Below are 24,359 nucleotides of genomic sequence, written 5' to 3'. Positions count from 1 at the left end.
ACGGAAGTAACCTTGCAGATACAGCTCAATGCTTTGTTTTTATTAGTCGTTTTATTTTTTAGTAAAATTACACTCGCCAATCACAATAGCGTTATATTTAACCGCCCGGCCGACTCAGCTCAAGCAAGCTATGCGCTCGCTTTACTCACATTAGCCTATAAAGAACTTAATTATGAAGTACACATAATTGATTTTAATCGCCAAAATGCCTTATTAGCAGCCAATAATGGGGTGTTAGATGGCCAGCTTGGCCGCGATATAAGTATAGAGGCGGACAATAAAAACCTGATCAGAATTAACTACCCACTGTTTGACTATAAGCTTTTACTGTTTAAAAACTGCCAACCCAATACACTCGATAAGCTCGATAGTATTGCGGTTTTATCAGGCTATCCAGTTCAGCACCATTACTTAAATGAGCATAAGTTTAACGGCAATATTATTGAAGTAAAAAATATTACGACCCAACTTAACCTACTAGCCCAGCATAAAGTTGATGGGGCAATTATGCTCGACTTTGTGCTTAAAGCCGATAACTTTTCCCTACCAGAGACCTGTATGCAAACCCAGCTGCTAAGTACATTTTCGCTCTATCACTATGTACATAAAAAGCACGCGGCTTTGGTAAGTAAATTATTGAATGCTTTAAATAAACTACACGATAACGGCACTAGCCGCGCATTGCGCGCAAAATACAATTTAAAACTCTAGCATGTACAACAAGGTTTAAAATTCAAAGCCTTGTTGCTTATCTAAAGTGGCTTGTGATTGCGCAGCTTGGCGCTTTTGTAAATACCGTTTGTAACGTTGCTGGCACAAGCTAAGTACTTTCTTTTTTTGCGCATTGCTTAACGCATTCCAATTAAAGCGCTCATCCCGGCTTCGGTAGCAGCCTTTGCAATAACCTCGGTTGTTTACTTGGCAGATACTTTTACAGGGGCTTGGAATATCAAATATTTCAATTTGTTGCATTGCGCCCCCTAAGTAGATTAATTGCTTTGTATGAGTATAGCGTTATTTATGCACAAAAAAAAAGCAGCGTTTACGCTGCTTTATTACGCTATTTGCCAACGCAGATGCCTAATGGCTTTGCTCACATACTTTGTTTGTGATTTCAGTTTTGCGTTGAAATGGCTTTGCATACATAGCTAAAACAAGTGGCTTTAGCTCTTCTGGCACTAAGGCTAAACGCTGTTCAAAAGTGGCGCTATCGGGCTCATCAATAACTGCTTGCTTGCACCCACCGGCAATGTAATTTCCTGGGTGTAAGTAAAAAGACTCAACAATGTGCTTATCAATTGTTTGCGCCAGCTCATCAGCATCATCGCAACCGCTTTCAACCGGTTGTCCAAATGCTAAGTGCACATGCCCTTTAGCAGAGCTAAACCCTTCAACAATACTTGCTATGTCTTCGCCCTCTGATTTTACGTATTCACCGTGCTGCTGTTTATGATAAAGCTCTTTTGCTTTAGAAATTGCACAAGGCTCATACTGGTAAGAAATAGACACAGGAACAATTTTTAACTCTTTAATGTACTCGCCAAATTCTTTCTTTTGTTTACGACCATTAAGTTGCAGCATTTTTAAAAGCGCCGGATCTGTTTGATCAAAGCCGTCTTTTGCACGCCCTTCTTTTTGCGCAATCCAAATAGAATTTCCAGCTGTTAACGAGTCATAAATATACGATGACAACTGCGTAAGCGCCTTAAGCATCTCTTTAGGTGCTTTGGCTGAGCGCTTAACGATAAAGCTTTTATTTAAACGCATCAGCTCGGTTATATACGGTATTTGCAATAAGTTATCACCAATTGCTATACGCACCGTCTTCATTTTATGTTGATACAAACCCCAATTAACAAGTGCAGGGTCCAGCACTATGTCGCGGTGGTTTGATATAAATAAATACGCCTGCTGCGGGTCTAATTTGTCTAATCCCGAAAAGGTAACTTTTGAGGTAGTGCGTTTTATAAGTTTATCTAAATACTTTGCAACTTCGTTTTGTACATCTTCAACGCTCGTAAATTTACCCCATTTTTTTCGTAACTGGCTTCTCACCAGTGTGCGAGCAATAAAAGGCATAGCGGATATAAAGCGCGGTAAGTTGTACTTTGCTATTACATCTATAAACGCATTATCGTTAATTAAACGCGCTAGCGAGGCCGCAACTTCATCGTCGTTGTAAGGTCTTATGTCTGCGTACTTATCTTCTAATTCACTCATTACTGCATCTACAATGTTAAAAAAACGGCACGCAAAACGTACCGTTTATATATAATTTTGATTATAACTCAGCCACTCTTAAATAAGAAATAGCCATTTGGTTATGCTTATTTGCGAGCCATTTCAGTCTATGACCACACAAAAAGGGGTTGGTGCATTGTTTTTTAGTTTTATCAACGTTAATAAGGCTTGTTGACCTTTCACAGGAAAGTGAGTTCAACCTCAATTGATAAACAGGCCCCAGCGATATAGCCCGCTAAAATATCATGTTATTTATATTTGAGTGGGCAGACCAGCCAATTTAAACTTTTATAAGCAACCTGACTTTTTGTACTAAGCATTTGGTAGTAATAGCATTAACAAAGGTGTGTATTCGTAGTACCTTAAACGCTCTTGCCATTTTACGGTACGCATTTAGATAGGACACACAATGAAAATCACCATTCTCGATAACGCTACTTTAGCTAAAACCTCGTTAACTTGCATTGAAGAACTAGGTGAGCTCACTACTTACGAACTTACGTCACCTGAGCAAGTTGTTGCTCACAGCCAAGGCGCGGACGTCCTTATTACCAACAAGGTTGTGCTAAATCGCGATACGATAAGCCAACTTAAAACGCTTAAGCTTATTTGCGTAAGTGCAACAGGCACTAATAATGTTGATTTAAACGCCGCTGAAGAATTTGGTATTGCCGTTACCAACGTAGCAGGCTACTCAACCCCTTCGGTTGTACAGCACACGTTTTCGTTAGTGACTAATTTATTAGGTAATACACACCGCTACCAGCGCGACTGCCAGCAAGGCGCTTGGCAAAAAAGCGAGATGTTTTGCCGATTAGATTACAGCTTTAATGATTTACAAGGTAAAACATTTGCCATTATAGGCGGCGGAACGCTAGGTAAAGGTGTGGCGACAGTAGCGCAAGCTTTTGGAGCCAATGTAGTGGTTGCAGAGCGTAAAGGCGCCTCTTGTAGAGAAGGCCGTACACCTTTTGAAGAAGTATTAAAAACCGCTGATATAATTAGCGTGCACTGCCCGCTTACTGATGAAACACGCGATTTAATTTCGTTAGATGAGCTAAAAATGATGAAACCCAGCAGTATTATTATCAATACCGCCCGTGGTGGCATTATAAATGAAGCCGACTTAGCCACAGCCCTAGAGCAAAATTTAATTGCCGGTGCGGGTGTTGATGTACTAACTAAAGAGCCGGCAGAGCCTTCTAACCCGCTGGCTAATTACACAGGCGAAAACTTGCTTCTTACACCTCACATTGCATGGGCCAGCACAGAGTCAATCGTACGCTTAATTAATGAAGTAAGCCTAAATATTGCAGCCTTTACTAACGATGAGTCTCGTAACCGCTTGGTATAATAACAATTTGCAATAATAATGAGCCGCATTGAGGCTAGGTTTTACCTGTCTCAAAGTCGCTCATTCTATTTAGTAAATAGCTGTAACGTGTTTTCGCTAGGCTAAATAAACGCAGGCTAGCTTAATCGTTAAAAAACCTAAAAAGTGGCTGTTTTTGCTAATGATTTTTATAATTAATCACTTAGAAACAGCCATTACAATCTAACCCTATGAATTTTATAATTTTGTTATATTGGCCTATTACTTGCTCTTGATAAGTAAATAATTAAATTAAAACTCATCAAGGACTATAACAATGAAAAAATCACTTTTAGCTGCTGCACTTATTGCTCCATTTTTAACAGGCTGTGTTATTGCCGTATCAGATGGCGAAGCAGAAACGCACTGGGCAGGTAACGACTCATCAAGCTGGCAACATCAGCATAAAAAAAACCGCGAAGCGATTGCAGATTTAACAATGGATAGCAGCTACCAATCTGTTTTAGCGCAATTAAAAACGCCAAACTTTACCGAGCTATTGAAAAAAGACGATGATGTGTATCAGGTACTGTTTTACGTGACTAACAGCATTCACTCTGATGGCAAAACAACAAAAGATGAATGCACGCCATTGGTATTTAAAAATGATAAATTGGTAGGTATTGGTGAAAGCGCGCTGGGCATGATCACAAAATAACAACGCGTTAGTAGCGTAAAGTCGCCCCGCTAGGTAATAACATTAACGTGTGGGGCCGATTTAAATAACGCTTTAATATAAACACAGCCACATTATAAGTTAAGCGCAACCACCTGATCGCGCCCTGCATCTTTTGCGGCATATAGCCCTAGGTCTGCTTGTTCGAGTAAGGCTTGTTCGGCACTTGCATTGCCGTTTTCCATACTGGCAATGCCAATACTGATTGTTATGTGATCTGCATTTAACGAAGCTTTGTGCTCTATATTGAGGCTGTTTACCGCTTTTCTTAACTTTTGGGCAAATGCTAATGCCTGTTGTTTATTAACATCGGGTAATACCGCAGCAAACTCTTCCCCCCCGTAGCGGGCAATAAAGTCAGTACTACGCTCACATTGCGCTGCTAACGCCTGGGCAACCTGCTTTAAACACTCATCCCCCGCTCGGTGGCCATAGCAATCGTTGTAACGCTTAAAGTGATCTATATCCATTAATAAAACAGACAAACACGAGCCATTACGTTTACTTCTGCGCCATTCACGAGAGAGGTTTTCATCTAAATAACGCCTGTTGGGTATTTCCGTTAAACCATCAATTGAGGCAAGCATTTCTAACAAATCATTTTTTTGCTTGATCAGTAATTGGTTGCGTACCCGCACTTTGACTATAGACGCATTAAAGGGTTTAGTGATGTAATCCATTGCACCTAATTCAAGTCCTTTTGCTTCATCGGTGTGGCTATTATTAGCCGATATAAACACAATAGGAATAGACTGAGTAATAGGGTTTTCTTTAAGCTGTACAAGCACTTCGTAACCATCAATGCCTGGCATCACCACATCTAAAATAATTAAATCGACCTGATTTAATTTAATAAAGGTGAGCGCTTTTTCGCCGCTTTCGACTAAAAATACGTCATGCTCCGTGCCCAGTGTTTTTTCAAGCACCAGCCGGTTAAGGGGATCATCATCCACAATCAGTATTTTAGCTTTTTTCGACATCCCGTCCCCCTAAGGTTTCAATAAATATAATCACTTGCTTTAGCTGAATGATTAGCTCTTTTAAAGTGTGCTGAAGCGGCTCGTTAGTTGTTTTAAGGTGCGTTTCACATTGTTTTGCACACAATGAAAGCCTAATAAAACCTAAGTTACCTGCCACGCCTTTAATGCTATGCACTAAGCGTACCACTTCATCTCGCTGGGTGTTTTCTTCAATTTGTTCTAACTGCGTTTCACACAACTTCGCAAATTTTCCGACCATGGTTGCCAGTAAATTTTCATCAAAATTAAACTGGGTGAGCGCAAAGCTTTGGTCATAAAACTTAGGTTTTATAAAGTCTACGTCTCTAATTGCATCTAACAGCACAGCTGCAACCACAGGTTTAGTCAAATGCTTATTCATGCCGCTACTAAGTGAGCGCTCAACATCTGCAGGTTCACAATGTGCTGTTAAAGCAAAAATAGGCAGCTGGCGCGCGTCAAACTGTTGGCGAATCAATTGCGTTGCTTGGCAACCATCAATATGCGGCATTTGCACGTCCATCAAAATTAAATCTGGTTTTAATATTTGTAGCAGCTCTATTGCATCTGGCGCATTGGTAACCGTTATTACATTTATATGGGCCTGTTTTAGCACACTGCTAATAATGTCTAAATTAAGCGGGTTATCATCAACCGCCATAATAAGTAGACCCGATATATCTTTTTTTACTTCTTCATTATTTTCAGCGGCTTTAGGTGGCTCCGCCCCCGCATTAGCATTTAAGCTAATCAAGCGCTGAGCTAACGCCGTAGCTTTAACATGTTGCGCGTTAATTTGCGTAGTACAAGGCAATGCTAAAGTGTGCTCGTGATTCACCACAACCACAGGGGATGAGTTGCCACTGAGCGTTTCGTGTATAGATTCAACCTTTAATAAATCGTTCAATGTGGTTTCATCAATAATCAGTTGCTGTGCATCAGCAAGCTTTATTGGGTAGCGAAGCGCCTCTTCTAAATCAATAGCTACCACTTGTGAGTAGGCATTAACCACTTCGTTTAGCTGTACAGTGTCATCGCTCACAATGGCTAACGTATTAGGTATAAATACACTATTTTTAGCCGTATCTACCGCAAGCGCTAGAGTAAAGAAAAACTCACATCCACGGCCTTTGTCGCTATTAATTGCAATTTCGCCGCCCATTAAGGCTACACCATGTTTAACTATAGCAAGTCCAAGCCCGACCCCTTGGTGAATACGCGTAGAGGATTCATCGCCTTGAGTAAAAGCATCAAACAGTCGTCGTTGGTCAGCCTTAGCAATACCTACACCACTGTCTATTACGTGAAAACAAATACGTTGCTGATCTAAAACGTCATTTTCTTCAAGCACCATTTTTAAGGTAATACTGCCTTTATTAGTAAACTTAACGGCATTGGTAAGTAAGTTACCTAATATTTGTTGCAAACGTATTGAATCCCCCACCAGCGCGGGGTTAATGAGTGGATCTATTTCAATATTAAAGCTTAACCCTTTGTTTTGGCACAATGGCGCTGTTAAGCTCTCACAAATATCAATCAGTTCAACTAAGCAAAAAGGCACCGGTTTAATTTGCGCTTGCGAACTTTCTACTCGGGCAAAATCGAGCATTCTGTTTAGCATTAATAATAAGCTTTGTGCTGCGTTTTTAGCCTGCTTAGTTTGTTGCAGCTGCTTATTTTTTAAGCCTTGCTCTACTATCATATCTAACAGCCCTAACACAGCGTTAAGAGGGGTACGGATCTCATGGCTTAGATTAGCAATAAAGCGGCTTTTAGCTATTGTTGCGCGTTCTGCGTCATGCTTAGCTTTAGTCAGCGCACTTACATCTTGAATATGAATAACATAATAAGAGGGATCACGGTTTTCATCCCACACCAGCGACACACTCAGCTGCAGCCAACTTGTTAGTTTTCCTTGTGAGAGCGTTAAATGATAAACCCGTTTTTTATCATCTAATAAGTGACAAAGCGCATTTTTTATTTCTTGCCACTGCGCCTCATCAAACAGCATTTTTAGTGGCTCACCAGTTAAAATATCTTGCTGTGAAAATAACTTACGAGCCGCTTTGTTAACTTGCAATATGGTGTGCTCAAGCGAAAGTAACACCACACTGTTTGCTGCAAACTCTATTGCACTTCTAAATTTAGATTCTGACGCTTTTAACGCCGATAGAGTTTGCTGCTGCTCAGTAATGTCTCGCCCAATTCCCATAGTGCCTAATAAGTGCTGGTGCTCGTTATAAAATGGGGCAATCGTTAATTGATACGATTTGTCGGTGCTATCTATGCGTTGCTCAATGCTACTTTTGGTTTGTAAAACTTGCTTTTCTAGTAGGCTTAACTGTAAATCGTCGCTGTCTAAATCTTCAATACGCTTACCGACTAGGATAGCTTGCTCTTTGCCTACATAGGCTTCAAATGCTTTATTACAACCTAAAAATGAGCCATCAATATTCTTAAAGTAAATAAGATCAGGCACACTATTTAGCATTGTATTTAATAGCGCTAGGTGTCGCTCTTTTGCTTCGTAGCTGCGTTTTAGCTTTTGAGATTGCAGCTGTAACTGATCATCGAGTTCTTTATTAGCTTCTTGGAGCGACTCAACTAACTGTGCATTTTTATCAAACACATATTTAACGCGAGAAAACCAAGGCTGCCAATTTAAAGGGATGGGGTAATTAGAAAGCGCGGCTTTAGGGGCATCATTTTGTTCAAAATATTGCATTAAATGAGTCATTGGCCTAACAAAAATACGTTGGCTTAACCAAAAAAATACCGCAAACATTAAGCTTAAAAATAACGTTAAAAACGCAAACTCTAAAAGAACCTCATACCTAATTGGCGTGATCACTTTTATTTGCGGCTCATAAAAGGCGGCATGAATGGGCAGATTCCCCATAGCTTGCATAAAAAACTGCGCATTTTTGTTATTAACTAAGTTTATTTTTTCATTGTCATGGGCTAATTCAGGCCAATAATCTTTTAGGGCTGTTGCTTCATTTAACTGCTTAACAGAGCTGGCTATTACTTGATGCGACTGGTTCATAAACACATATTCGCCTTCGCTTGGTGCCACCTTTTTAAGCCAGCTAGACATGGCCTCTAAATCGTATATTAAAATGATGTAGTCTGACGAATTAGGTTGTTTTTTACGGCCAATAGCAAAATAAGCGCTATCGCGTATTTTAACAATGGCGCTTGAGGTAAGCTGGCCAGGTATAAATGTGGGCTTAAAATTACCATTTAAAATTTTATTAAGCATAGTGCTTTGGCTTTTATTACGCCTTACCACATAGGCAAACCCCGAATCATCAACATAGGCAACAGCCGACAACGATTGCATAAGCGATAACGCGGTATTAAACGTTGGGCTTAGGGTTGTAGCTTGCTGCCATTGGATCAACGCACGGTTAGAAAAAGCAAACTGCCCTTTACCGACTATTTCGCCTTGGCGCTCGCTAAAGTGGCGGTAGTAGTAATTGTCGTATTGATTAATACCTTCTAGTAAGTTGCGATTGAACTGCTCAACACTAGGCTGCTGATACGATATAAAGGCATTGTCAAAAAAGTCGTTTACCGAGCTCATTATATGGCTAACTTGAGCCGACACTTGTTCAAAATCGGCTTGACGTTTTTCTATGGCGCGCTCAACTTTTATATTATACAAGTGCAAACACAGTAAAAATGCCACAAATAAGGGAACAAATAATGCTACAAATAAAGAGCGGTAATAGTCTTTTAGAGGTAAAAATTTCAACGTTTTGCCTAAGTTTTGGCCCGATAGTCAGCCACTAGACTATCGAGCCAAATTGTTCTGCGCAAGTTATAAATTTTCTTCTGCAAAGGAGGCTAAACGGCTGCGCACTACCCCGTTTAAATTAACTGTTGCACTGCCTTCAAAGTCTTTAAAACGCTCAACAATATAAGTAAGGCCGGAAGTAACGGGGGTTAAGTAGTTACTATCTATTTGCGCTAAATTACCGCTACAAATTAGTTTTGTTCCCTCGCCACAACGGGTAATAATAGTTTTAAGCTGAGATGCCGTTAAGTTTTGGCTCTCATCCAAAATTACCACTGCATTTTGAATACTACGCCCACGCATAAAGTTCACCGACTTAAACTGTACATTGGCTTTTTCCATTATGTAATTGCGACTCGAAATTGGGTTTTCGTCTCCTTTGTGTAGTACCTCTAAGGTGTCGGTAATTGCAGCTAACCACGGCGCCATTTTTTCTTCTTCGGTACCGGGTAAAAAACCGATAGACTCAGCTATTTCGGGGGTATTACGCGTTACAATGACCTTGTCGTAAATACCGCGCTCAATCACCATTTCAAGCGCACTGGCCAGTGCCAGTAATGTTTTACCGCACCCAGCTGGACCGGTTAAAATAACCAGCTCAATACTAGGGTCAAGCAAAGCGTCGAGAGCCATACCTTGGTAAATATTTTTAGGTTTTACGCCCCACGCTTGCTGGTGCATTAAACGCTCAACACTAATATCTTTTAATTTAATACGCTCGTTATCGTAAGATTTGACCCGCGCAGCAAAGTGCTCGCTGCCATCAAGTATGTACTCATTGCAAAACATATCTGGAATTAAGTTTTTAGCCACATAATGAAACGTATCACGGCCGTGCTGCTGTGTTTCGCATTGCCCTACGTGCTGCCAAAAATCACCCTCTATTTTTTTATAGCCGCTAGTTAATAAAGCAATATCATCAATTAGTTGGTCGGTACGGTAATCTTCAACATATTTAAGGCCTGCACCTTTTGCTTTAAGGCGCATGTTTATATCTTTTGTCACCAATACAATTTTTGAATCGCTGTGCTGTTTTTGTAAATACACGGCGCAGTTAATAATACGGTGATCGTTTTCATCTCCCGGTAAACCAGAAATAGAATCTGCAAAAAGATGGTCATTAACAATAATGAGCGTACCGGTGGAATTGGCATTTGCCTTTTTATTGCTAGGCAGTGCAACACCCTGCAACATTTGCTCTGGAGTTGCGTCTTTTAGTACCTCATCTAAGCCGCGAATAGCCACTCGTGCATCACGGCTTACGTCGTGTTTTCTATCTTTAATGTGGTCAAGCTCTTCTAAAACAGTCATGGGAATGACAACGTTATGTTCTTGGAAAGACAAATAAGCGAGGGGTTCGTGGAGTAATACATTGGTGTCTAGCACATACATTTTACTTTCAAGGTTCGAAGCTTTTTCCATAGCACTTTCCTTACGTTTTATGATTTTTATGCTATACCAAAATAACTAAGTAAAACGGGCCTAAATTCAAACCTGCAATACTTAATTGCTAAGGCATAATCTAAGTTTAGTCTATTTGTCATAAAAGTCCGTTTTATTACAAACACGATATAGTTTTTATTTACCTAAAAAAGAGCCATTTGTTAGCACTGTTAATGGGATTAATTCGCACTTATAAAATTAATTAAAAGTGAGTCAAATAGCGCCTTGCAGTGGTGTTATGTAACAGGTAACATAGCCGCCTTTTTCTTCATAGACGAGACATACATGAATTTTTCCTTAGGTCAGCGTTGGATCAGTGATACAGAGTCAGATTTAGGATTAGGCACCGTAGTTGCCATTGAAGGCCGCCAGGTCAGCATTTTATTTCCTGCCAGTGGTGAAAACCGTGTTTATTCTAGTGCAGAAGCACCGGTTACCCGTGTGGCATTTAATCCAGGTGATGTGATCAAAAGCGTTGAAGAATGGGAATTAGAAGTAGAGTCTATTGAAGTGCAAGGTGAACTACTTTGCTACGTAGGTACTCGCGTTGATACCGGCGAAGAAGCAAAGCTAAAAGAAACCTTTTTAGATCATTTTATTAAGTTTAATAAACCGCAAGATCGTTTATTTGCAGGCCAAGTAGATCGCTTTGATCGCTACACCTTACGTTACCAAACATGGCAACACCAATTTGAGCGCCAGCAATCGCCTATTAAAGGCTTAATTGGCCAGCGCGCTAACCTTATTCCGCATCAGCTTTATATTGCACAAGAAGTAGGTAAACGTTTTGCCCCACGGGTACTGCTTTCAGATGAAGTAGGCCTTGGTAAAACCATCGAAGCCGGCATGATTTTACACCAACAAATCATTAGTGGCCGTGCTAGCCGTGTACTCATTGTGGTGCCAGAAAACCTGCAGCACCAATGGTTAGTAGAAATGCTACGCCGCTTTAATTTACGTTTTTCTATTTTTGATGAAGAGCGCTGCGACGAAGCCTTTGCAGACTCGCCAAACGTATTTGATACCGAGCAGCTAGTGCTTACCAGCCTTGAGTTTTTAACCAAGAAAAAACGCTGGTTTGAACAAGCAACACTTGCTGATTGGGATTTATTAGTTGTTGATGAAGCGCACCACCTAAGCATTAACAATGGTAAGCCGAGCACCGAATATCAGCGCATGGCTGAGCTTAGCCAAGATATTCCGGGCCTTATTCTATTAACAGCAACGCCTGATCAACTTGGTCACCGTAGCCACTTTGCCCGCTTACAATTGCTCGACCCAGATAGATTTTACGACTACGACGTATTCAAAGAAGAAGAAGCTAATTACAAAGACGTTGCCGAAGCGGCGAATCAGCTACTGCAAGCGCAAGCCCTTGATGATACAGCCAAAGCCACACTTATTGAGCTATTAAAAGAAACCGATATTACCGATGTGCTTGAAAAAGCTCAGCAAGGTGATTTACCGGCACGTAAAGAAATACTTAACATGCTGCTTGATCGCCACGGTACAGGTCGTATTTTGTTTAGAAACAGTCGCAGCGGAATTGATGGCTACCCTAGCCGTAAATTACATGCTTACCCAATGGCACTGCCAAAGCAATATAAAACAGCAATGTCAGTACTTGGCAGCATGAGCGGTATACAAAGTGCAGAGTTAAGCGCACAACGCGCGCTGTTTCCAGAGAAAATCTTTCAAGAGTTTGAAGGTGAAAGTGCCAGCTGGGGCGCATTTGATCCGCGTGTAGATTGGTTAATCGAAACACTTAAAACCCTAAAGCACGAAAAAGTACTGCTTATTTGTGCCAAAGCCGAAACCGCTATTAGCCTTGAGCAAATTTTGCGTGAGCGTGAAGCAATAAAAGCATCTGTATTCCACGAGGGCATGTCGATTATAGAGCGTGACCGCGCAGCAGCCTTTTTTGCCGATGAATACGACAACGCACAAATACTGCTGTGTTCAGAGATTGGCTCAGAAGGACGTAACTTCCAGTTTTCGCATCACTTAGTGTTATTTGATTTACCACTAAACCCTGACTTACTTGAACAACGTATCGGCCGATTAGACCGTATTGGGCAAACAAAGGATGTTAATATTCATGTGCCGTATTTTGAAAATACAGCGCAAGAAGTATTACTGCGTTGGTACAACGAAGGCCTTGATGCATTTGAAAGCACATCAACCACTGGCCAGCTATTGTATAAAGAATTTAGTGAAGACCTACTTGATTACATTGCTGCCCATAATTGTGATGAAGAAGAGCTCGACCCTCTACTTGAGCAAGTAGCCAAACAAAATGCCGTGCTACGCAAACAAATGGAAAGTGGCCGTGACCGTTTATTAGAGCTGCATTCATCTGGCCAAGGCGCTGCCGATTCATTGGTTGAAGAAATTGAAGCACTTGATAACCAATTTGAGTTACCAAGTTACATGATCAACGTATTCGACACATTTGGAGTAAGCCAAGAAGACAAAGGCGAAAACACCATTATTTTAAAGCCAACAGAGCATATGCTAAGTGCATCGTTCCCAAGCTTAAAAGAAGATGGCATGACGGTTACATTTGACCGCGATACCGCCCTTTCGCAAGAAGACGTGCATTTTATTAGCTGGGATCATCCTATGGTGCAAGGCACGATGGACATGATTTGTGATGATGACTTTGGTAGTGCCTCTGTAGCTTTGCTTAAAAACAAAAAATTACCACCAGGTACCTTTTTTGTTGAGCTGATATTTGTAGCCGAAGCTATGGCACCAAAAGCCCTGCAAGTAGGTCGCTTTTTACCGCCAACGCCTATTCGCATATTACTTGATAAAGCCAGTAATAACCTCGGCGAAAACGTGGCATTTGATAGCTTTAACCAACAGCTTTCAGCCGTTGGGCGTCAAACTGCAAGTAAATTAGCAGGCGCTTTACAAGGTGCGGTTCACCCAATGATCAACACCGCAAAAGAGATGGCTCAGCAACAGCTTGAGGTTATTCGCAGTGCGTCACTTGAAAAAATGCAAAGCACCTTAGGTGAAGAACAAGCTCGCCTTGAAGCGCTTAAGCAAATTAACCCTAATATTCGCCAAGAAGAAATTACCTTCTTCGATAAGCAGCGCAGCGAGCTGACAACGCATATCGAAAAAGCCCAGTTAAAACTTGATGCGATACGCTTAATCGTAGTTTCACACTAAAGGGTTTTTGAGCGTTTAGTTTATAGCTATCTGCCGTTAGTTAGCTCAAGATTTAACTAAACTACACTTCAAAAAGCACGGTTTACAGGCCGTGCTTTTTACATTCACCTCTACAATTACTCATCAGTATCTTGGCCACCTAATATAGCCATTATTTCAATACCTATTTCTGTAACTCTGTAATAAATGCTGTCTGAGCCACAAACGGCACGCCGATTGTTCACTAAAACCGCTTTTTTCTGAGTTAGCAAGCTTACCATTTATTGCTTCTGCTCTTCTTGCACGGCGAATTAAATCATTCACCAATTCACTTTTATTTGTGTAATCCCCCCACGTTTTCAACGTCATTACGAAGCCATAAATCATTCTGTTCAGTAAGTGAAATACTTTGCCTTGCCATAATGTGTTCCTATAACTTTAAGCTGGTGCAGTTTTACTCCAGCCTGAAAAATACGCAATTAAACTTTTATCTTTTCCTTGAGCCTTTGCTCTCGCTCCCCTAAAATAGCGCCCTGCAAAATTACTGAGGTCGGCCGTGTTAGTTAATTACAATCCCCCAATGAGTCCGTATTTAACAATACTGCACCAAGATGACGACTTGCTCATCGTTAATAAACCCAGCGAACTTTTAACCGTCCCAGGTAAAGATCCAAAACATGCCGATAGCTTAATTAATCGCGTTAACCGTGTTTTTCCTACAGCTAAAATAGTGCACCGCCTAGATATGGCAACGTCAGGCATACTTTGCCTTGCTATGAATAAGGCAGCTCATAGGCATTTAAGTATGCAGTTTCAAGAACGTGAAACTGCAAAACGCTATATTGCACGTGTTTACGGCCAACTTGAGCAAGATACCGGATCGGTTGATTTGCCACTTATATGTGATTGGCCTAATCGTCCTAAGCAAATGGTTGATTATGAAAACGGTAAGCCCTCGCTAACCCACTTTAAAATACTTGCACGAGAAGCGGGCGCAACACGTGTAGAGCTCACGCCAATTACGGGGCGCTCGCACCAATTACGCGTGCACATGCTAAGCCTTGGCCACCCAATACTGGGCGATAGACTTTATGCCCATAAAGAGGCCCTAGCCGCGGCGCCACGTTTACAACTACATGCGCAAATGTTGCAACTAAAACACCCCGTGACCGAGCAAGTACTGACCTTTGAGGTAGAGCCCGACTTTTAATAGGTAAAGCCCGCAAAGTTAGTACTAAACTTTTACCTTAGCGCGCCGATACTTAGTTATTACTCACGTTCTGGGCTTACTATGATATCTGCGCAGCTAATCAAAAAAACGCTACAAGGTGTATGTTGTTGCTCTGCGTTATGCTTAAGCGCATATGCCAGTGCTGCAGAGCATATAGCCCCACCTTCTTTATCAAGTATCGAAAATAGCGATATAAAACGTCTACTACCCAATGATGAAGTTAAGCCCATACTTGCTGGTGATACAGAGTTTTTAAGTTTGTATAGCGAGTACATGAGCCGAGATTTTAGAGGTATTGTATTACTCATCCCCGATTGGAATTCTACCCCCACTAGCAATGCTGGCATGAGTTACCTGCGAAAAGAGCTTACTAATTTAGGTTACACAACCTACGCCATGACAGTACCCGATATAGATTGGCAAGCAAGTAACATGGCTGCACAAGCAGCTGCCCAATCAAGTACGCAAGCGCAAAGTGAAGAGCCAACAAAAACGGCGCAAAGTAACAGCGACGGTGCTGTTACAACGGCTCAAGAGTCACACTTTGTTAATGCCATTGATTTGGTGAGTAACGAGGTACTAAGCAATTATAAAACTAATTTAATAATGCGTTATGAGGCGCTCTATCAAAACGCGATGAGCGAGCCAAATAATATTGTCGTCATAGCACAAGGTACCAGTGCCGGAGTGTTGCTAGAATACTATGCCGATTTTCCTGACTCGCGAATAGATGCGTTTATAAGCTTAAGTAGTTATTTACCTAATACACAGCGCAATAAAGGTTTAGCGCAAACCACATCGCTGGTGACCCCCGCCTTGCTTGATATTTACTATGCAAATGACAATACCGATATACTTATGAGCCTTAAAAACCGTCAGCGCTGGGTAAATCGAAATGCTAAATTTGATTACCGCCAGCGCCAACTCTTTGGCCTGCGCGATGCGCCAGAGCAGCATGCACGGTTAACTAAAGTGATAGACGGTTTTTTACGCCGCCTTTTTTAAATACTCGTAAGCCGCTTGAATATCTTGGCTTTTTTTAACTGCTACTTCCATCATGTGTTTAGGCAGCCCTTGAGAGACTAATTTATCAGGGTGATGCTGCGCCATTAATTTACGATACGCTACTTTAATATCTCGTTGCGTCGCGTCACTACTTAACCCTAATAAAGCCAAGGCCTGTGAGCGGTTCATGCTGTTATTAGGGGGCACATGATGACCAGAGCCTTCACGGTAACTGCTACTTTGACCTTGCTGCTGTTGTCTATACTGTTGTTGCTGCTGTCTAAAACTAAATTCAGCTTGGTAACGCTTAAGAATAAAAGCAAAATGAGTTTTAGAAATACCTAATTGCTTACTTACCTCTTGTAACAGCTGTTTTTCTTGCTCTGCGAGCACGCCATCAGAAAACGCCATTTGAATTTGAATTTCTAAAAACAGTTGCAGTAAGTCGTAACGTTTTGCAAAGCGTTCTTTAAAGTCGTGCACTGTTTCTTTAATCGAAAAGTCGCTGTCTTTACCTGATTGAAATGCATGCTGAGCTTCGCGGCGCTCATCGCCCTTTAGCCCCATTTCATCCATAAACATACTTGCCGCTTTTATATGCACCTCGCTTACGCGACCGTTCGACTTTGCAATATGCCCCATAACCGCAAAACAGCTCGAAAAAAACAACGCTTGGCGCTCGTTTACATCATCACCTTTAAACAAACCTGAAAAGCCTCCGGCTTTATCAAAATCGTTTTTTAAGCTTTTATCAAATAAATGGCCGAGGTATAAACCTAAAATGGCGCCAAAAATTTTGCCAAACATAAAGCCAAAACAAAAACCGAGTATTTTTCCCCACATCTAATTAACTGCCTCTATTAAAGTGTGTTTTGTATGCGCTCGTTGAGCTGCGCGAGTCGCTGTGGTGTGCCTATATCGTCCCACTGACCAATATAAAGCTCAGTTGAGATAACCTGTTGGGCGAGTTTTTCTCGCAATATTGGCCCAAGCGGGCGTATGCCTGGCTCTAAACCTTTAAAAAAATTAGCGTGGTAACGGCTAATCCCCGAAAATGTATACTTTTGACTCTCAGCCGATAAGTGACTTAACGCAAAATCCCCTTTTTCATTATGAGGTGGGTTTTCTACTAACACTATGTGGGCCTCGCCGTCTTGCAGGTGCAACTGTGTAAGCGCACTCACATCGTAATCTGTAAATACATCGCCATTAATTACAATAAATTGCTCACCTAGTAATGGCAGCGCCTGAATAATTCCGCCTGCGGTTTCAAGGCCGCCCTCAGCCTCTTGGCTATATTCAATGCGCACACCAAACTCAGCACCATTTTTAAAATAGCTTTTTATTTTATCACCTTGCCAAGCTAGGTTTATAACAATGTTAGTAATGCCAGCGGCTTTAAGGTTATTAATATGGTGCTCAATCAGCGGTTTACCCGCCACTTTTAGCATAGGTTTAGGCATAGCTTGTGTAAGCGGCATCATTCGCTGGCCGCGCCCGGCAGCTAAAATCATGGCTTTCATGTGCGCTCCTTAGCTAATTTTAGTGTTACCTGCGGTATTACAATGCTGCTTACCCACTCACTTAACGCCGCAAGCTCTGGATAGGTTTTAGCAACATCAACAATGTAATCCAACGTTGGCAAAATATTATCAAGGTAACCGGTTTTGCCATCGCGTAAATAGAGCCGGCAAAATATTCCCGCCGCCTTTAAATGGCGCTGAATACCCGTTAAATCAAACCACTGTTTAAACTGCTCAAAAGAAGTATCTGTTATTAATTTTTGCGCTGTAAATTCTTCATAGCCGTACTCAAGCAGCTGATTAAGCTGTGCTTGTGGCAACTTAAAGTAGCAATCACGTAGCAGCGACACTAAGTCATAACACAGCGGTCCGCGCACGGCATCTTGGTAATCTATAATTGCCCACTGCTCATTGCTATACATAATATTACGGCTGTGATAATCACGATGAACCGTGACCGTAGGCTGCGCTAGCATAGCGTTCGTTAATAGCTCACAGCTTTGCTGCCAAAGCGTTTGTTGCTCAGTACTCAATGTTAAGCCAATAAAATCAGTAACCAGCCATTGGCTAAAAATATTCAGCTCAAGGTGAATAAATTCTTTATTATAATTTTGCATAGCTGCTGATTCAGGGGTTTTGGCCCAGCTTGCCGCTAAACGGATTAATTGCTTGTAATATTCATCTCTATTTGGCTCATCGAGCTTATCGGCTAAGTGTGTATTTCCTAAGTCACTTAACACAAAAAAGCCTTGTTCTTCATCGCTTGCAATTATTTCAGGCAATAAAAAGCCGTTGTCGGTGAATACTTTATTAAGAGAGATATACGGAGCGTTATTTACTTTTTGTGGGTCGGAGTCCATCACAATAAACGCTTTTCCGGCACAGCTTAAACGGTAATAACGGCGAAAGCTGGCATCCCCAGTAATGGCTACTAAGGAGTGTGGTTTAGCATCAAAGTGCGTATTTATAAATAGTTGTAAATTATCAAAGCGTGTCATTATATAAGATGTCTATTTTTATAGGTCAATTACTGTATTTGCCATTGTTTTCCTTTATTATGTCTAGCTTATAATAAACCAAAGAGCATTAAGGTCGATAAATGAGCAAAACCTGGGGCATATTGATGCTAGGCGTAATTAGCGCACCATCGCTTGCCGAAACTGAACTGGCACACAATTTATGTGGCATTTCAATGCAAACCAGAGCTTGGCAACCTCTACCAAATTTAGCGGTAGGATCGGTTGATATACAAGCTGACGATGTAGAGCTCCTAGGCACACAAAGCGCTGAATTTACCGGCAATGTTGATATTAACACCCTTGATATGAGTTTGTCCGCACAAACTGCGCTTATAGATAAACAGCGCGGTTTACTTAATGCAACAGGCCCTATTACTTATCAAGACCGTGTAAGCCAAGTAAACAGCTCAGGTTTAAATGCCGATTTAAATAATTCAGAAATAAGCCTACTAGGTGCCGATTACAGCTTAACAGCGCAACAAGGTAAAGGTGGCGCCGAAAAACTCACTGTCAACGAGTCTGGCTTATTGTTAATGAATGCAAGCTTTACTACTTGCCCAAGCGATACACCCGTGTGGGAAATAGAAGCCGACGAAATTAACCTCTCTCGTGAAGAAGGCTGGGGCGAAACCTATAACGCCGTTTTACGTATTCTTGACACTCCCGTTTTATATTTACCTTATTTCACGTTTCCGCTGGATGAGCGACGCAAGTCGGGCTTATTAACACCAAGCATTTCAAGCTCCGACCGTTACGGCCTGGAAACTGTTACGCCTTATTATTGGAATATTGCGCCTAATTTTGACGCCACTATTACACCACGTTATATGTCGCGCAAAGGCTTACAATTGCAAACCGAGTTTAGATACCTCACGGAGCAACATGAAGGCTTGGTCGGTATTGAGTATTTAGATAGCGATGATTCGGAGCCAAGCCTTGATGAGCGCTATATGTTTCATTGGCAGCAACAAAGCTATTTAAGTGAAGACTGGCGCGCCAATATTGATGTAACTAACGTCAGTGATGACAACTACATCACCGATTTAAGCTCTAATTACGCAAATAAAACCGATACCCAACTTTATCGTACCGGCTCTGTGACTCACCTTGGTGACACATGGCGTACCGATATTAAATTTCAAAACTTTGAAGTACTGGGCGATCACTTAGAGTCGTATGCCGCGGTTCCACAAATTAGCTTTACACAAACCGCCCCGTGGCGTTTTGATAACTTTGATTTTAGTTTGTCGGGTGAAGTAAGCCACTTTACCAACGACTCTTCAGAAATAGCCATAGACAGTGCTACCCGTGTACACGTAGAGCCAAAAGCGCGCTTTAACTACGCAACACATGCGTGGTCGTTTCTCTCAGAAGTGAGCTTATTGCAAACTAACTACAAACAAAGTGGTAATTTAACGGGCACTCAATATAGCGATAGCGTTTCGCGTACCTTGCCAAAAGTACGTTTGTACTCGCAGCTTAACTTTGAACGTGACACCTCGACCTTTTTTGAAGATGGCATTCAAACTCTTGAGCCACAAATACAGTATTTATATACCCCTAATAAGGATCAATCTGAGATAGGTCTATTTGACACCACTCGCCTACAGGATGACTTTTTTGGCCTATTTAGAGATACGCGCTTTTCGGGTGTAGACCGTATAGCCGCAGCTAACCAATTTACGTTAGGTGCAACAACACGCTTATTTGATAATAAACACGAAGAAGTGTTTAACTTTAGCGCGGGTCAAATTTTTTACCTAAACGACTCGGCTAAACCTACCGAGCAAGATTTAGACTCAGAGACAAACTACAACGCCCTTTTTGCAGCGCAAACAATGCTACATTGGCACCGCCGTTGGTACCTCTCAGCGGGTATGCAATACGACACGGATGGTAAGCAAATGATCCAGTCAAATGTCACCCTCGATTACAAAGGTGACAATAATGAGCTAGTTCAATTGAACCATCGCTATGCAAATGATGTCTCAGGAAATACAATCGAGCAAACGGGTGTATTTACAAGCATCCCAATTAGTGATCAGTGGCAATTTATTGCAAGCTACCACCGGGACCTTGAAAATAATCGAAGCATCGAATTTTTAAGCGGATTACAGTATGAATCATGCTGTTGGGCAATCCAAATTACTGGTCACCGTCAGATTGAAACCGATTTAAATCAGTCTATCGGGCAGCAACAAGCCACTTTTGATTCAGGTATTAGTTTAAACTTTGTATTAAAAGGACTTGGCAGTAAGAGCCGTTACGATGCACAAAAATTATTACAACAAGGTATTTTTGGCTACCGTAGACCGTATTTTCTTAATAATTAAGGCAAACGAGCAATTAAGGTGATATTTTAAAGCCCTAAAATGCAGTACGCCCTGTTTTAAAGCAGTACTATTAGAAGAGTAGTAAAAAGAATATGAATTTAAAAAAACTATTATCAACAGCTATTTTAAGCTTAAGCTTATGCCATGGCGCATTTGCCGCCCCACAGGAAATCGACAAAGTAATTGGTGTTGTAAACCAAGGCGTAATTTTAAAAAGTGAAGTAGACACCATAATTAATCGTGTTAAAAAGCAAGCCGCAGAGCAAGGCCAACAACTTCCTAAAGACGAAACGCTTCGCGTACAAGCCGTTGAGCGTTTAGTTAACCAAACGCTTATGATGCAAATGGCTGAACGTATGGGCCTTGAAATTTCAGACAGCCAGTTAGACCAAACACTCGCGAATATGGCAAAAGATCAAGGCGGCAGCATTGCCGATCTTCGTCGTACCATTGAAGCCGCTGGCGAGAGCTTTCAAGCCTACCGCGAAGAAATTCGTAAAGAGATCACCACCCAACAGGTTACCCGTGCCAATGTAGATCGTCGAATCTATATTAGCCAACAAGAAGTAGATAACCTGTTAAAGATAATGGAAAGCCAAGGTCAAAACTCTGAAGAGTATGATATTGGCCACATCCTTATTGATATTCCTAACGATGCAACAGCAGATGAAATCACCAGTGCGAAAACCCGTGCTGACAAAGTTATTGAGCTATTAAACGATGGCCAAGAGTTTAAACGCATCGCTATTTCATCATCAGGTGGCTCAAAAGCGCTTGAAGGCGGACAACTCGGTTATATGGGTATCAACGAAATGCCTTCGTTATTTGCCGAAGCTGTAAAAGGTCAAAAGAAAGGCGCTATTGTTGGCCCGCTTCGCTCGGGTGCTGGCTTTCATATAATTAAGGTGCAAGATGTACGTGGTCGCCAATTAGTAGAAACCACAGAAGTACGCTCACGCCATATTCTTATTAAGCCTTCAATTATTTTAAGTGAAGAAAAAGCACGTAGCATGCTAGCAGGATTTGCCAAAGATTTACGCGCAGGAAACGCTGACTTTGCTGAGCTTGCTAAAGAATACTCAGAAGATCCAGGCTCAGCCCTTAAAGGCGGTGAGTATGATTGGACTGACCCTACAACGTATGTACCGGCGTTTAAAGATACTTTATTATCACTTGATAAAAATCAAATTAGTGAACCATTTAGAACACAATTTGGTTGGCACATAGTACAACTTTTAGATAAACGTGTAGCAGATAAAACTGAGCTAGCTAAACGTAACCGTGCGCACGGCATGTTGTTTAATCGTAAATTTAAAGAAGAAAGTTTTAACTGGCAGCAAGAAATGCGCGAACAAGCCCATGTTGAAATTTTCCCTATAGACGAGTAATTATGACATTACGAATTGCAATTACCCCGGGTGAACCCGCGGGGATTGGCCCTGACTTGCTGCTGCAATTAGCGCAGCAACCATGGCAAGCTCAACTGGTCGCTATCGCCGACAAACAGTTATTAAAAGAACGCGCTCAACACTTGGGCCTTAATATTGAGCTAATTGATTTTGATGAAAATGCCCCTGCAGCTATAGCGCCTGCAGGTAGCATTTATATTCACCAAGTAGATTTAGGCACTGACGTTAAGCTAGGTGAACTAGACGACTTAAACGGCCAATACGTGCTTGACACCTTACGTATTGCCAGCGAAAAAAATATGGACGGTACCTTTGATGCCGTTGTCACGGGCCCTGTTCATAAAGGGATTATTAATAAAGCCGGTATTTCCTTTAGTGGCCACACTGAGTACTTTGCTCAGCAGTCGGGCACCTCTGATGTAGTAATGATGCTAGCAACTGAAGGCTTGCGTGTTGCCCTAGTAACAACGCATATACCGCTGGCTTATGTATCGCGTGCAATTACACAAGAGCGCTTAACTAAAGTTATTAGTATTTTAAACCACGACTTACAAACTAAGTTTGGTATTGAGCAACCAAAAATTTTAGTGTGTGGATTAAACCCCCATGCCGGCGAAGACGGTCATTTAGGCACTGAAGAAATAGAAACAATTTCACCTACGCTTGAGCTTTTAAACAGCCAAGGCATGAATTTAATTGGTCCGCTTCCTGCCGATACCCTATTTCAGGATAAATACCTCTCTCAAGCCGATGCCGTGCTTGCTATGTATCACGATCAGGGTTTACCTGTGCTAAAATACAAGGGATTTGGTAACTCGGTAAATATAACCTTAGGTTTACCATTTATCCGCACTTCGGTTGATCACGGTACTGCGCTTGATTTAGCAGGCACCGGTGACGCTGAAGTTGGCAGTTTTGAATTAGCGATCCGCGAAGCAATTAAGCTCGCCCATGAAAAAGCACAGAATCAATGACCGATAAAGTACATTTAGGACACCGCGCCCGTAAACGTTTTGGGCAAAACTTTTTATTTGATGAATCTATCATTGATAAAATAGTGACTGCAATCGATCCTAAACCACAAGACAACCTAGTAGAGATTGGCCCAGGTTTAGGCGCAATTACCGAGCCTGTTGCCGATTTAAGCGGCCAACTTACTGTTGTTGAGCTAGATAAAGACTTAGCTCAGCGTTTAATTGAGCACCCTTTTTTAGGTCCTAAATTAAACGTAAACCAAGGCGATGCAATGAAGTTTGACTTTGCAAGCCTAGTACGCGATGACAAAAAATTAAAAGTGTTTGGTAACCTGCCTTACAATATTTCTACGCCATTACTGTTTCATCTTTTTGAGTTTGCTGATCATATTGAGCACATGCACTTTATGCTGCAAAAAGAAGTAGTAAAACGTATGGTTGCAGGCCCAGGCAGCAAAACCTTTGGCCGCTTAAGTGTGATGACGCAATACTACTGCCACGCAATGCCCGTGGTTGAAGTACCGCCAGAGTGTTTTAAACCAGCACCTAAAGTAGACTCTGCGGTTATTCGTCTGATCCCTAAAAAAGCCGAGCAACGTACCGCTAAAAGCGTGAAAATTTTAAACACCGTGTGTTTAGAAGCCTTTAACCAACGCCGTAAAACATTACGTAACAGCTTAGGCAACTTACTCACCGCAGATGAGCTTACCAGCATTGGTATTGATATTACTTTGCGTGCTGAAAGCCTAACGTTACAACAATTTATTGATATAGCTAATTGGATTTATGACAACAAGCAGTAATATTGGCTCTCCTGTAAAAGTCTCTGTAGAGACTTTTTATGTTGAAGGGCAATCTCAGCCTGAGCTAGAAAAGTACGTTTTTGCCTACTCAGTGACAATTAAAAACCACAGTCTTTGCAGCGCTACACTTTTAAGCCGTTATTGGTTGATCACCGATGCCAATGGTAAAGAAGTTGAAGTAGAGGGCGAAGGCGTTGTGGGCGAAACCCCCGTTATAGGCCCAGGCGAAACTTACAAATACACCAGTGGCGCAATATTAGACACCCCTGTTGGCACCATGCAGGGACACTACACACTGCGCAATGAGTTTGGCTCTGAGTTTGAAGCACCTATAAGCGTATTTCGTTTAGCGTGCCCTAACATTTTACATTAGT

At 41.6% G+C, this 24,359-nt stretch carries 19 protein-coding genes; 11 read left to right on the top strand and 8 right to left on the bottom strand.

All coding sequences use genetic code 11. The features are described 5' to 3' along the window. The first annotated feature begins 12 nt into the window (after nucleotides 1–12). Nucleotides 13–711 (top strand): transporter substrate-binding domain-containing protein, encoded by a 699-nt coding sequence (locus tag MSC25_RS03850; RefSeq protein ID WP_024031530.1) that lies wholly within the window; start codon nucleotides 13–15, stop codon nucleotides 709–711. Between the two features lie 15 nt (nucleotides 712–726). Here the strand turns inward: MSC25_RS03850 and MSC25_RS03845 are convergent, their stop codons facing one another. Beyond that, entirely contained in the window at nucleotides 727–972 is a 246-nt protein-coding gene (locus MSC25_RS03845) for a DUF1289 domain-containing protein (RefSeq protein WP_004586824.1), read from the bottom strand. 108 nt (nucleotides 973–1,080) lie between these two features. Then, nucleotides 1,081–2,220 carry a 1-acyl-sn-glycerol-3-phosphate acyltransferase gene (locus tag MSC25_RS03840; RefSeq protein WP_248442671.1) on the bottom strand — a complete coding sequence of 380 codons (1,140 nt, stop codon included), beginning with the start codon at nucleotides 2,218–2,220 and terminating at the stop codon, nucleotides 1,081–1,083. A 430-nt stretch (nucleotides 2,221–2,650) separates the two neighbouring features. Here MSC25_RS03840 and MSC25_RS03835 point away from each other — a divergent pair, with 430 nt between their 5' ends. Continuing rightward, entirely contained in the window at nucleotides 2,651–3,595 is a 945-nt protein-coding gene (locus MSC25_RS03835) for a D-2-hydroxyacid dehydrogenase (RefSeq protein ID WP_138685855.1), read from the top strand. Between the two features lie 295 nt (nucleotides 3,596–3,890). Beyond that, nucleotides 3,891–4,271, top strand: coding sequence for a DUF3192 domain-containing protein (locus tag MSC25_RS03830; protein WP_004585870.1), 381 nt, complete (start codon nucleotides 3,891–3,893; stop codon nucleotides 4,269–4,271). A gap of 92 nt (nucleotides 4,272–4,363) precedes the next feature. Here MSC25_RS03830 and MSC25_RS03825 read toward each other — a convergent pair whose 3' ends face one another. The 3 genes from MSC25_RS03825 to MSC25_RS03815 form a co-directional block, all read right to left on the bottom strand. Further along, nucleotides 4,364–5,269 carry a diguanylate cyclase gene (locus MSC25_RS03825; protein WP_248442668.1) on the bottom strand — a complete coding sequence of 302 codons (906 nt, stop codon included), beginning with the start codon at nucleotides 5,267–5,269 and terminating at the stop codon, nucleotides 4,364–4,366. Continuing rightward, nucleotides 5,253–9,044, bottom strand: a complete 3,792-nt coding sequence (locus MSC25_RS03820) for an ATP-binding protein (RefSeq protein ID WP_248442667.1) — start codon at nucleotides 9,042–9,044, stop codon at nucleotides 5,253–5,255. Before MSC25_RS03820 ends, MSC25_RS03825 begins: the two co-directional genes overlap by 17 nt. 66 nt (nucleotides 9,045–9,110) lie before the next feature. After that, a complete protein-coding gene (locus MSC25_RS03815; protein ID WP_248442665.1) occupies nucleotides 9,111–10,508 on the bottom strand; it encodes a PhoH family protein in 1,398 nt (465 codons plus the stop codon). A gap of 306 nt (nucleotides 10,509–10,814) precedes the next feature. Here MSC25_RS03815 and rapA point away from each other — a divergent pair, with 306 nt between their 5' ends. From rapA to MSC25_RS03800, 3 genes are all read left to right on the top strand, one after another. Further along, complete coding sequence (gene rapA / locus MSC25_RS03810; protein WP_096041176.1) at nucleotides 10,815–13,709, top strand: RNA polymerase-associated protein RapA; 2,895 nt, start codon at nucleotides 10,815–10,817, stop codon at nucleotides 13,707–13,709. 535 nt (nucleotides 13,710–14,244) lie between these two features. Continuing rightward, the gene (gene rluA, locus MSC25_RS03805; RefSeq protein WP_024031523.1) at nucleotides 14,245–14,898 is read left to right on the top strand and encodes a bifunctional tRNA pseudouridine(32) synthase/23S rRNA pseudouridine(746) synthase RluA; all 654 of its coding nucleotides are present in this window, start codon (nucleotides 14,245–14,247) and stop codon (nucleotides 14,896–14,898) included. A gap of 81 nt (nucleotides 14,899–14,979) precedes the next feature. Further along, nucleotides 14,980–15,924 carry a DUF3530 family protein gene (locus tag MSC25_RS03800; protein WP_248442663.1) on the top strand — a complete coding sequence of 315 codons (945 nt, stop codon included), beginning with the start codon at nucleotides 14,980–14,982 and terminating at the stop codon, nucleotides 15,922–15,924. Here the strand turns inward: MSC25_RS03800 and djlA are convergent. The 3 genes from djlA to MSC25_RS03785 are packed head-to-tail and all read right to left on the bottom strand — an operon-like array spanning nucleotide 15,907 to nucleotide 18,445. Beyond that, nucleotides 15,907–16,767: a co-chaperone DjlA gene (gene djlA / locus MSC25_RS03795; RefSeq protein WP_029773301.1), complete on the bottom strand. Its 861-nt coding sequence runs from the start codon at nucleotides 16,765–16,767 to the stop codon at nucleotides 15,907–15,909. The two genes, MSC25_RS03800 and djlA, sit on opposite strands and share 18 nt — an antisense overlap. 17 nt (nucleotides 16,768–16,784) lie before the next feature. Further along, nucleotides 16,785–17,447 (bottom strand): N-acetylmuramate alpha-1-phosphate uridylyltransferase MurU, encoded by a 663-nt coding sequence (gene murU / locus MSC25_RS03790; protein WP_004585861.1) that lies wholly within the window; start codon nucleotides 17,445–17,447, stop codon nucleotides 16,785–16,787. Next, nucleotides 17,444–18,445 carry a phosphotransferase gene (locus tag MSC25_RS03785; protein WP_248442661.1) on the bottom strand — a complete coding sequence of 334 codons (1,002 nt, stop codon included), beginning with the start codon at nucleotides 18,443–18,445 and terminating at the stop codon, nucleotides 17,444–17,446. The genes murU and MSC25_RS03785 overlap by 4 nt, the downstream gene beginning before the upstream one ends. Nucleotides 18,446–18,546: 101 nt before the next feature. Between MSC25_RS03785 and lptD the strand changes: the two genes are divergently transcribed. The 5 genes from lptD (at nucleotide 18,547) to apaG (ending at nucleotide 24,358) form a co-directional block, all read left to right on the top strand. Continuing rightward, entirely contained in the window at nucleotides 18,547–20,799 is a 2,253-nt protein-coding gene (gene lptD, locus MSC25_RS03780; protein ID WP_055254919.1) for an LPS assembly protein LptD, read from the top strand. A gap of 92 nt (nucleotides 20,800–20,891) precedes the next feature. After that, complete coding sequence (gene surA / locus MSC25_RS03775; RefSeq protein ID WP_064385734.1) at nucleotides 20,892–22,187, top strand: peptidylprolyl isomerase SurA; 1,296 nt, start codon at nucleotides 20,892–20,894, stop codon at nucleotides 22,185–22,187. A 2-nt stretch (nucleotides 22,188–22,189) separates the two neighbouring features. Continuing rightward, nucleotides 22,190–23,182 carry a 4-hydroxythreonine-4-phosphate dehydrogenase PdxA gene (gene pdxA, locus MSC25_RS03770; RefSeq protein ID WP_024031517.1) on the top strand — a complete coding sequence of 331 codons (993 nt, stop codon included), beginning with the start codon at nucleotides 22,190–22,192 and terminating at the stop codon, nucleotides 23,180–23,182. Continuing rightward, nucleotides 23,179–23,985: a 16S rRNA (adenine(1518)-N(6)/adenine(1519)-N(6))-dimethyltransferase RsmA gene (gene rsmA / locus MSC25_RS03765; protein ID WP_004585856.1), complete on the top strand. Its 807-nt coding sequence runs from the start codon at nucleotides 23,179–23,181 to the stop codon at nucleotides 23,983–23,985. Before pdxA ends, rsmA begins: the two co-directional genes overlap by 4 nt. Further along, a complete protein-coding gene (gene apaG / locus MSC25_RS03760; RefSeq protein WP_004585855.1) occupies nucleotides 23,969–24,358 on the top strand; it encodes a Co2+/Mg2+ efflux protein ApaG in 390 nt (129 codons plus the stop codon). Before rsmA ends, apaG begins: the two co-directional genes overlap by 17 nt. Nucleotide 24,359 lies beyond the last annotated feature (1 nt).

The organism is Pseudoalteromonas sp. 1CM17D (assembly GCF_023161805.1).
Lineage (GTDB): Bacteria > Pseudomonadota > Gammaproteobacteria > Enterobacterales > Alteromonadaceae > Pseudoalteromonas > Pseudoalteromonas atlantica.
Note: the sequence above shows the minus strand (reverse complement) of the source record. Positions and strands in the feature narration are given on the sequence as shown.

Coding starts and splice junctions, on each gene's coding strand:
- MSC25_RS03825 (WP_248442668.1), bottom strand. CDS start 5,269: ATGTCGAAAAAAGCTAAAATACTGATTGTGGATGATGATCCCCTTAAC.
- apaG (WP_004585855.1), top strand. CDS start 23,969: ATGACAACAAGCAGTAATATTGGCTCTCCTGTAAAAGTCTCTGTAGAG.
- murU (WP_004585861.1), bottom strand. CDS start 17,447: ATGAAAGCCATGATTTTAGCTGCCGGGCGCGGCCAGCGAATGATGCCG.
- MSC25_RS03830 (WP_004585870.1), top strand. CDS start 3,891: ATGAAAAAATCACTTTTAGCTGCTGCACTTATTGCTCCATTTTTAACA.
- MSC25_RS03785 (WP_248442661.1), bottom strand. CDS start 18,445: ATGACACGCTTTGATAATTTACAACTATTTATAAATACGCACTTTGAT.
- surA (WP_064385734.1), top strand. CDS start 20,892: ATGAATTTAAAAAAACTATTATCAACAGCTATTTTAAGCTTAAGCTTA.
- MSC25_RS03845 (WP_004586824.1), bottom strand. CDS start 972: ATGCAACAAATTGAAATATTTGATATTCCAAGCCCCTGTAAAAGTATC.
- rsmA (WP_004585856.1), top strand. CDS start 23,179: ATGACCGATAAAGTACATTTAGGACACCGCGCCCGTAAACGTTTTGGG.
- MSC25_RS03815 (WP_248442665.1), bottom strand. CDS start 10,508: ATGGAAAAAGCTTCGAACCTTGAAAGTAAAATGTATGTGCTAGACACC.
- MSC25_RS03835 (WP_138685855.1), top strand. CDS start 2,651: ATGAAAATCACCATTCTCGATAACGCTACTTTAGCTAAAACCTCGTTA.
- rapA (WP_096041176.1), top strand. CDS start 10,815: ATGAATTTTTCCTTAGGTCAGCGTTGGATCAGTGATACAGAGTCAGAT.
- MSC25_RS03840 (WP_248442671.1), bottom strand. CDS start 2,220: ATGAGTGAATTAGAAGATAAGTACGCAGACATAAGACCTTACAACGAC.
- djlA (WP_029773301.1), bottom strand. CDS start 16,767: ATGTGGGGAAAAATACTCGGTTTTTGTTTTGGCTTTATGTTTGGCAAA.
- pdxA (WP_024031517.1), top strand. CDS start 22,190: ATGACATTACGAATTGCAATTACCCCGGGTGAACCCGCGGGGATTGGC.
- MSC25_RS03800 (WP_248442663.1), top strand. CDS start 14,980: ATGATATCTGCGCAGCTAATCAAAAAAACGCTACAAGGTGTATGTTGT.
- lptD (WP_055254919.1), top strand. CDS start 18,547: ATGAGCAAAACCTGGGGCATATTGATGCTAGGCGTAATTAGCGCACCA.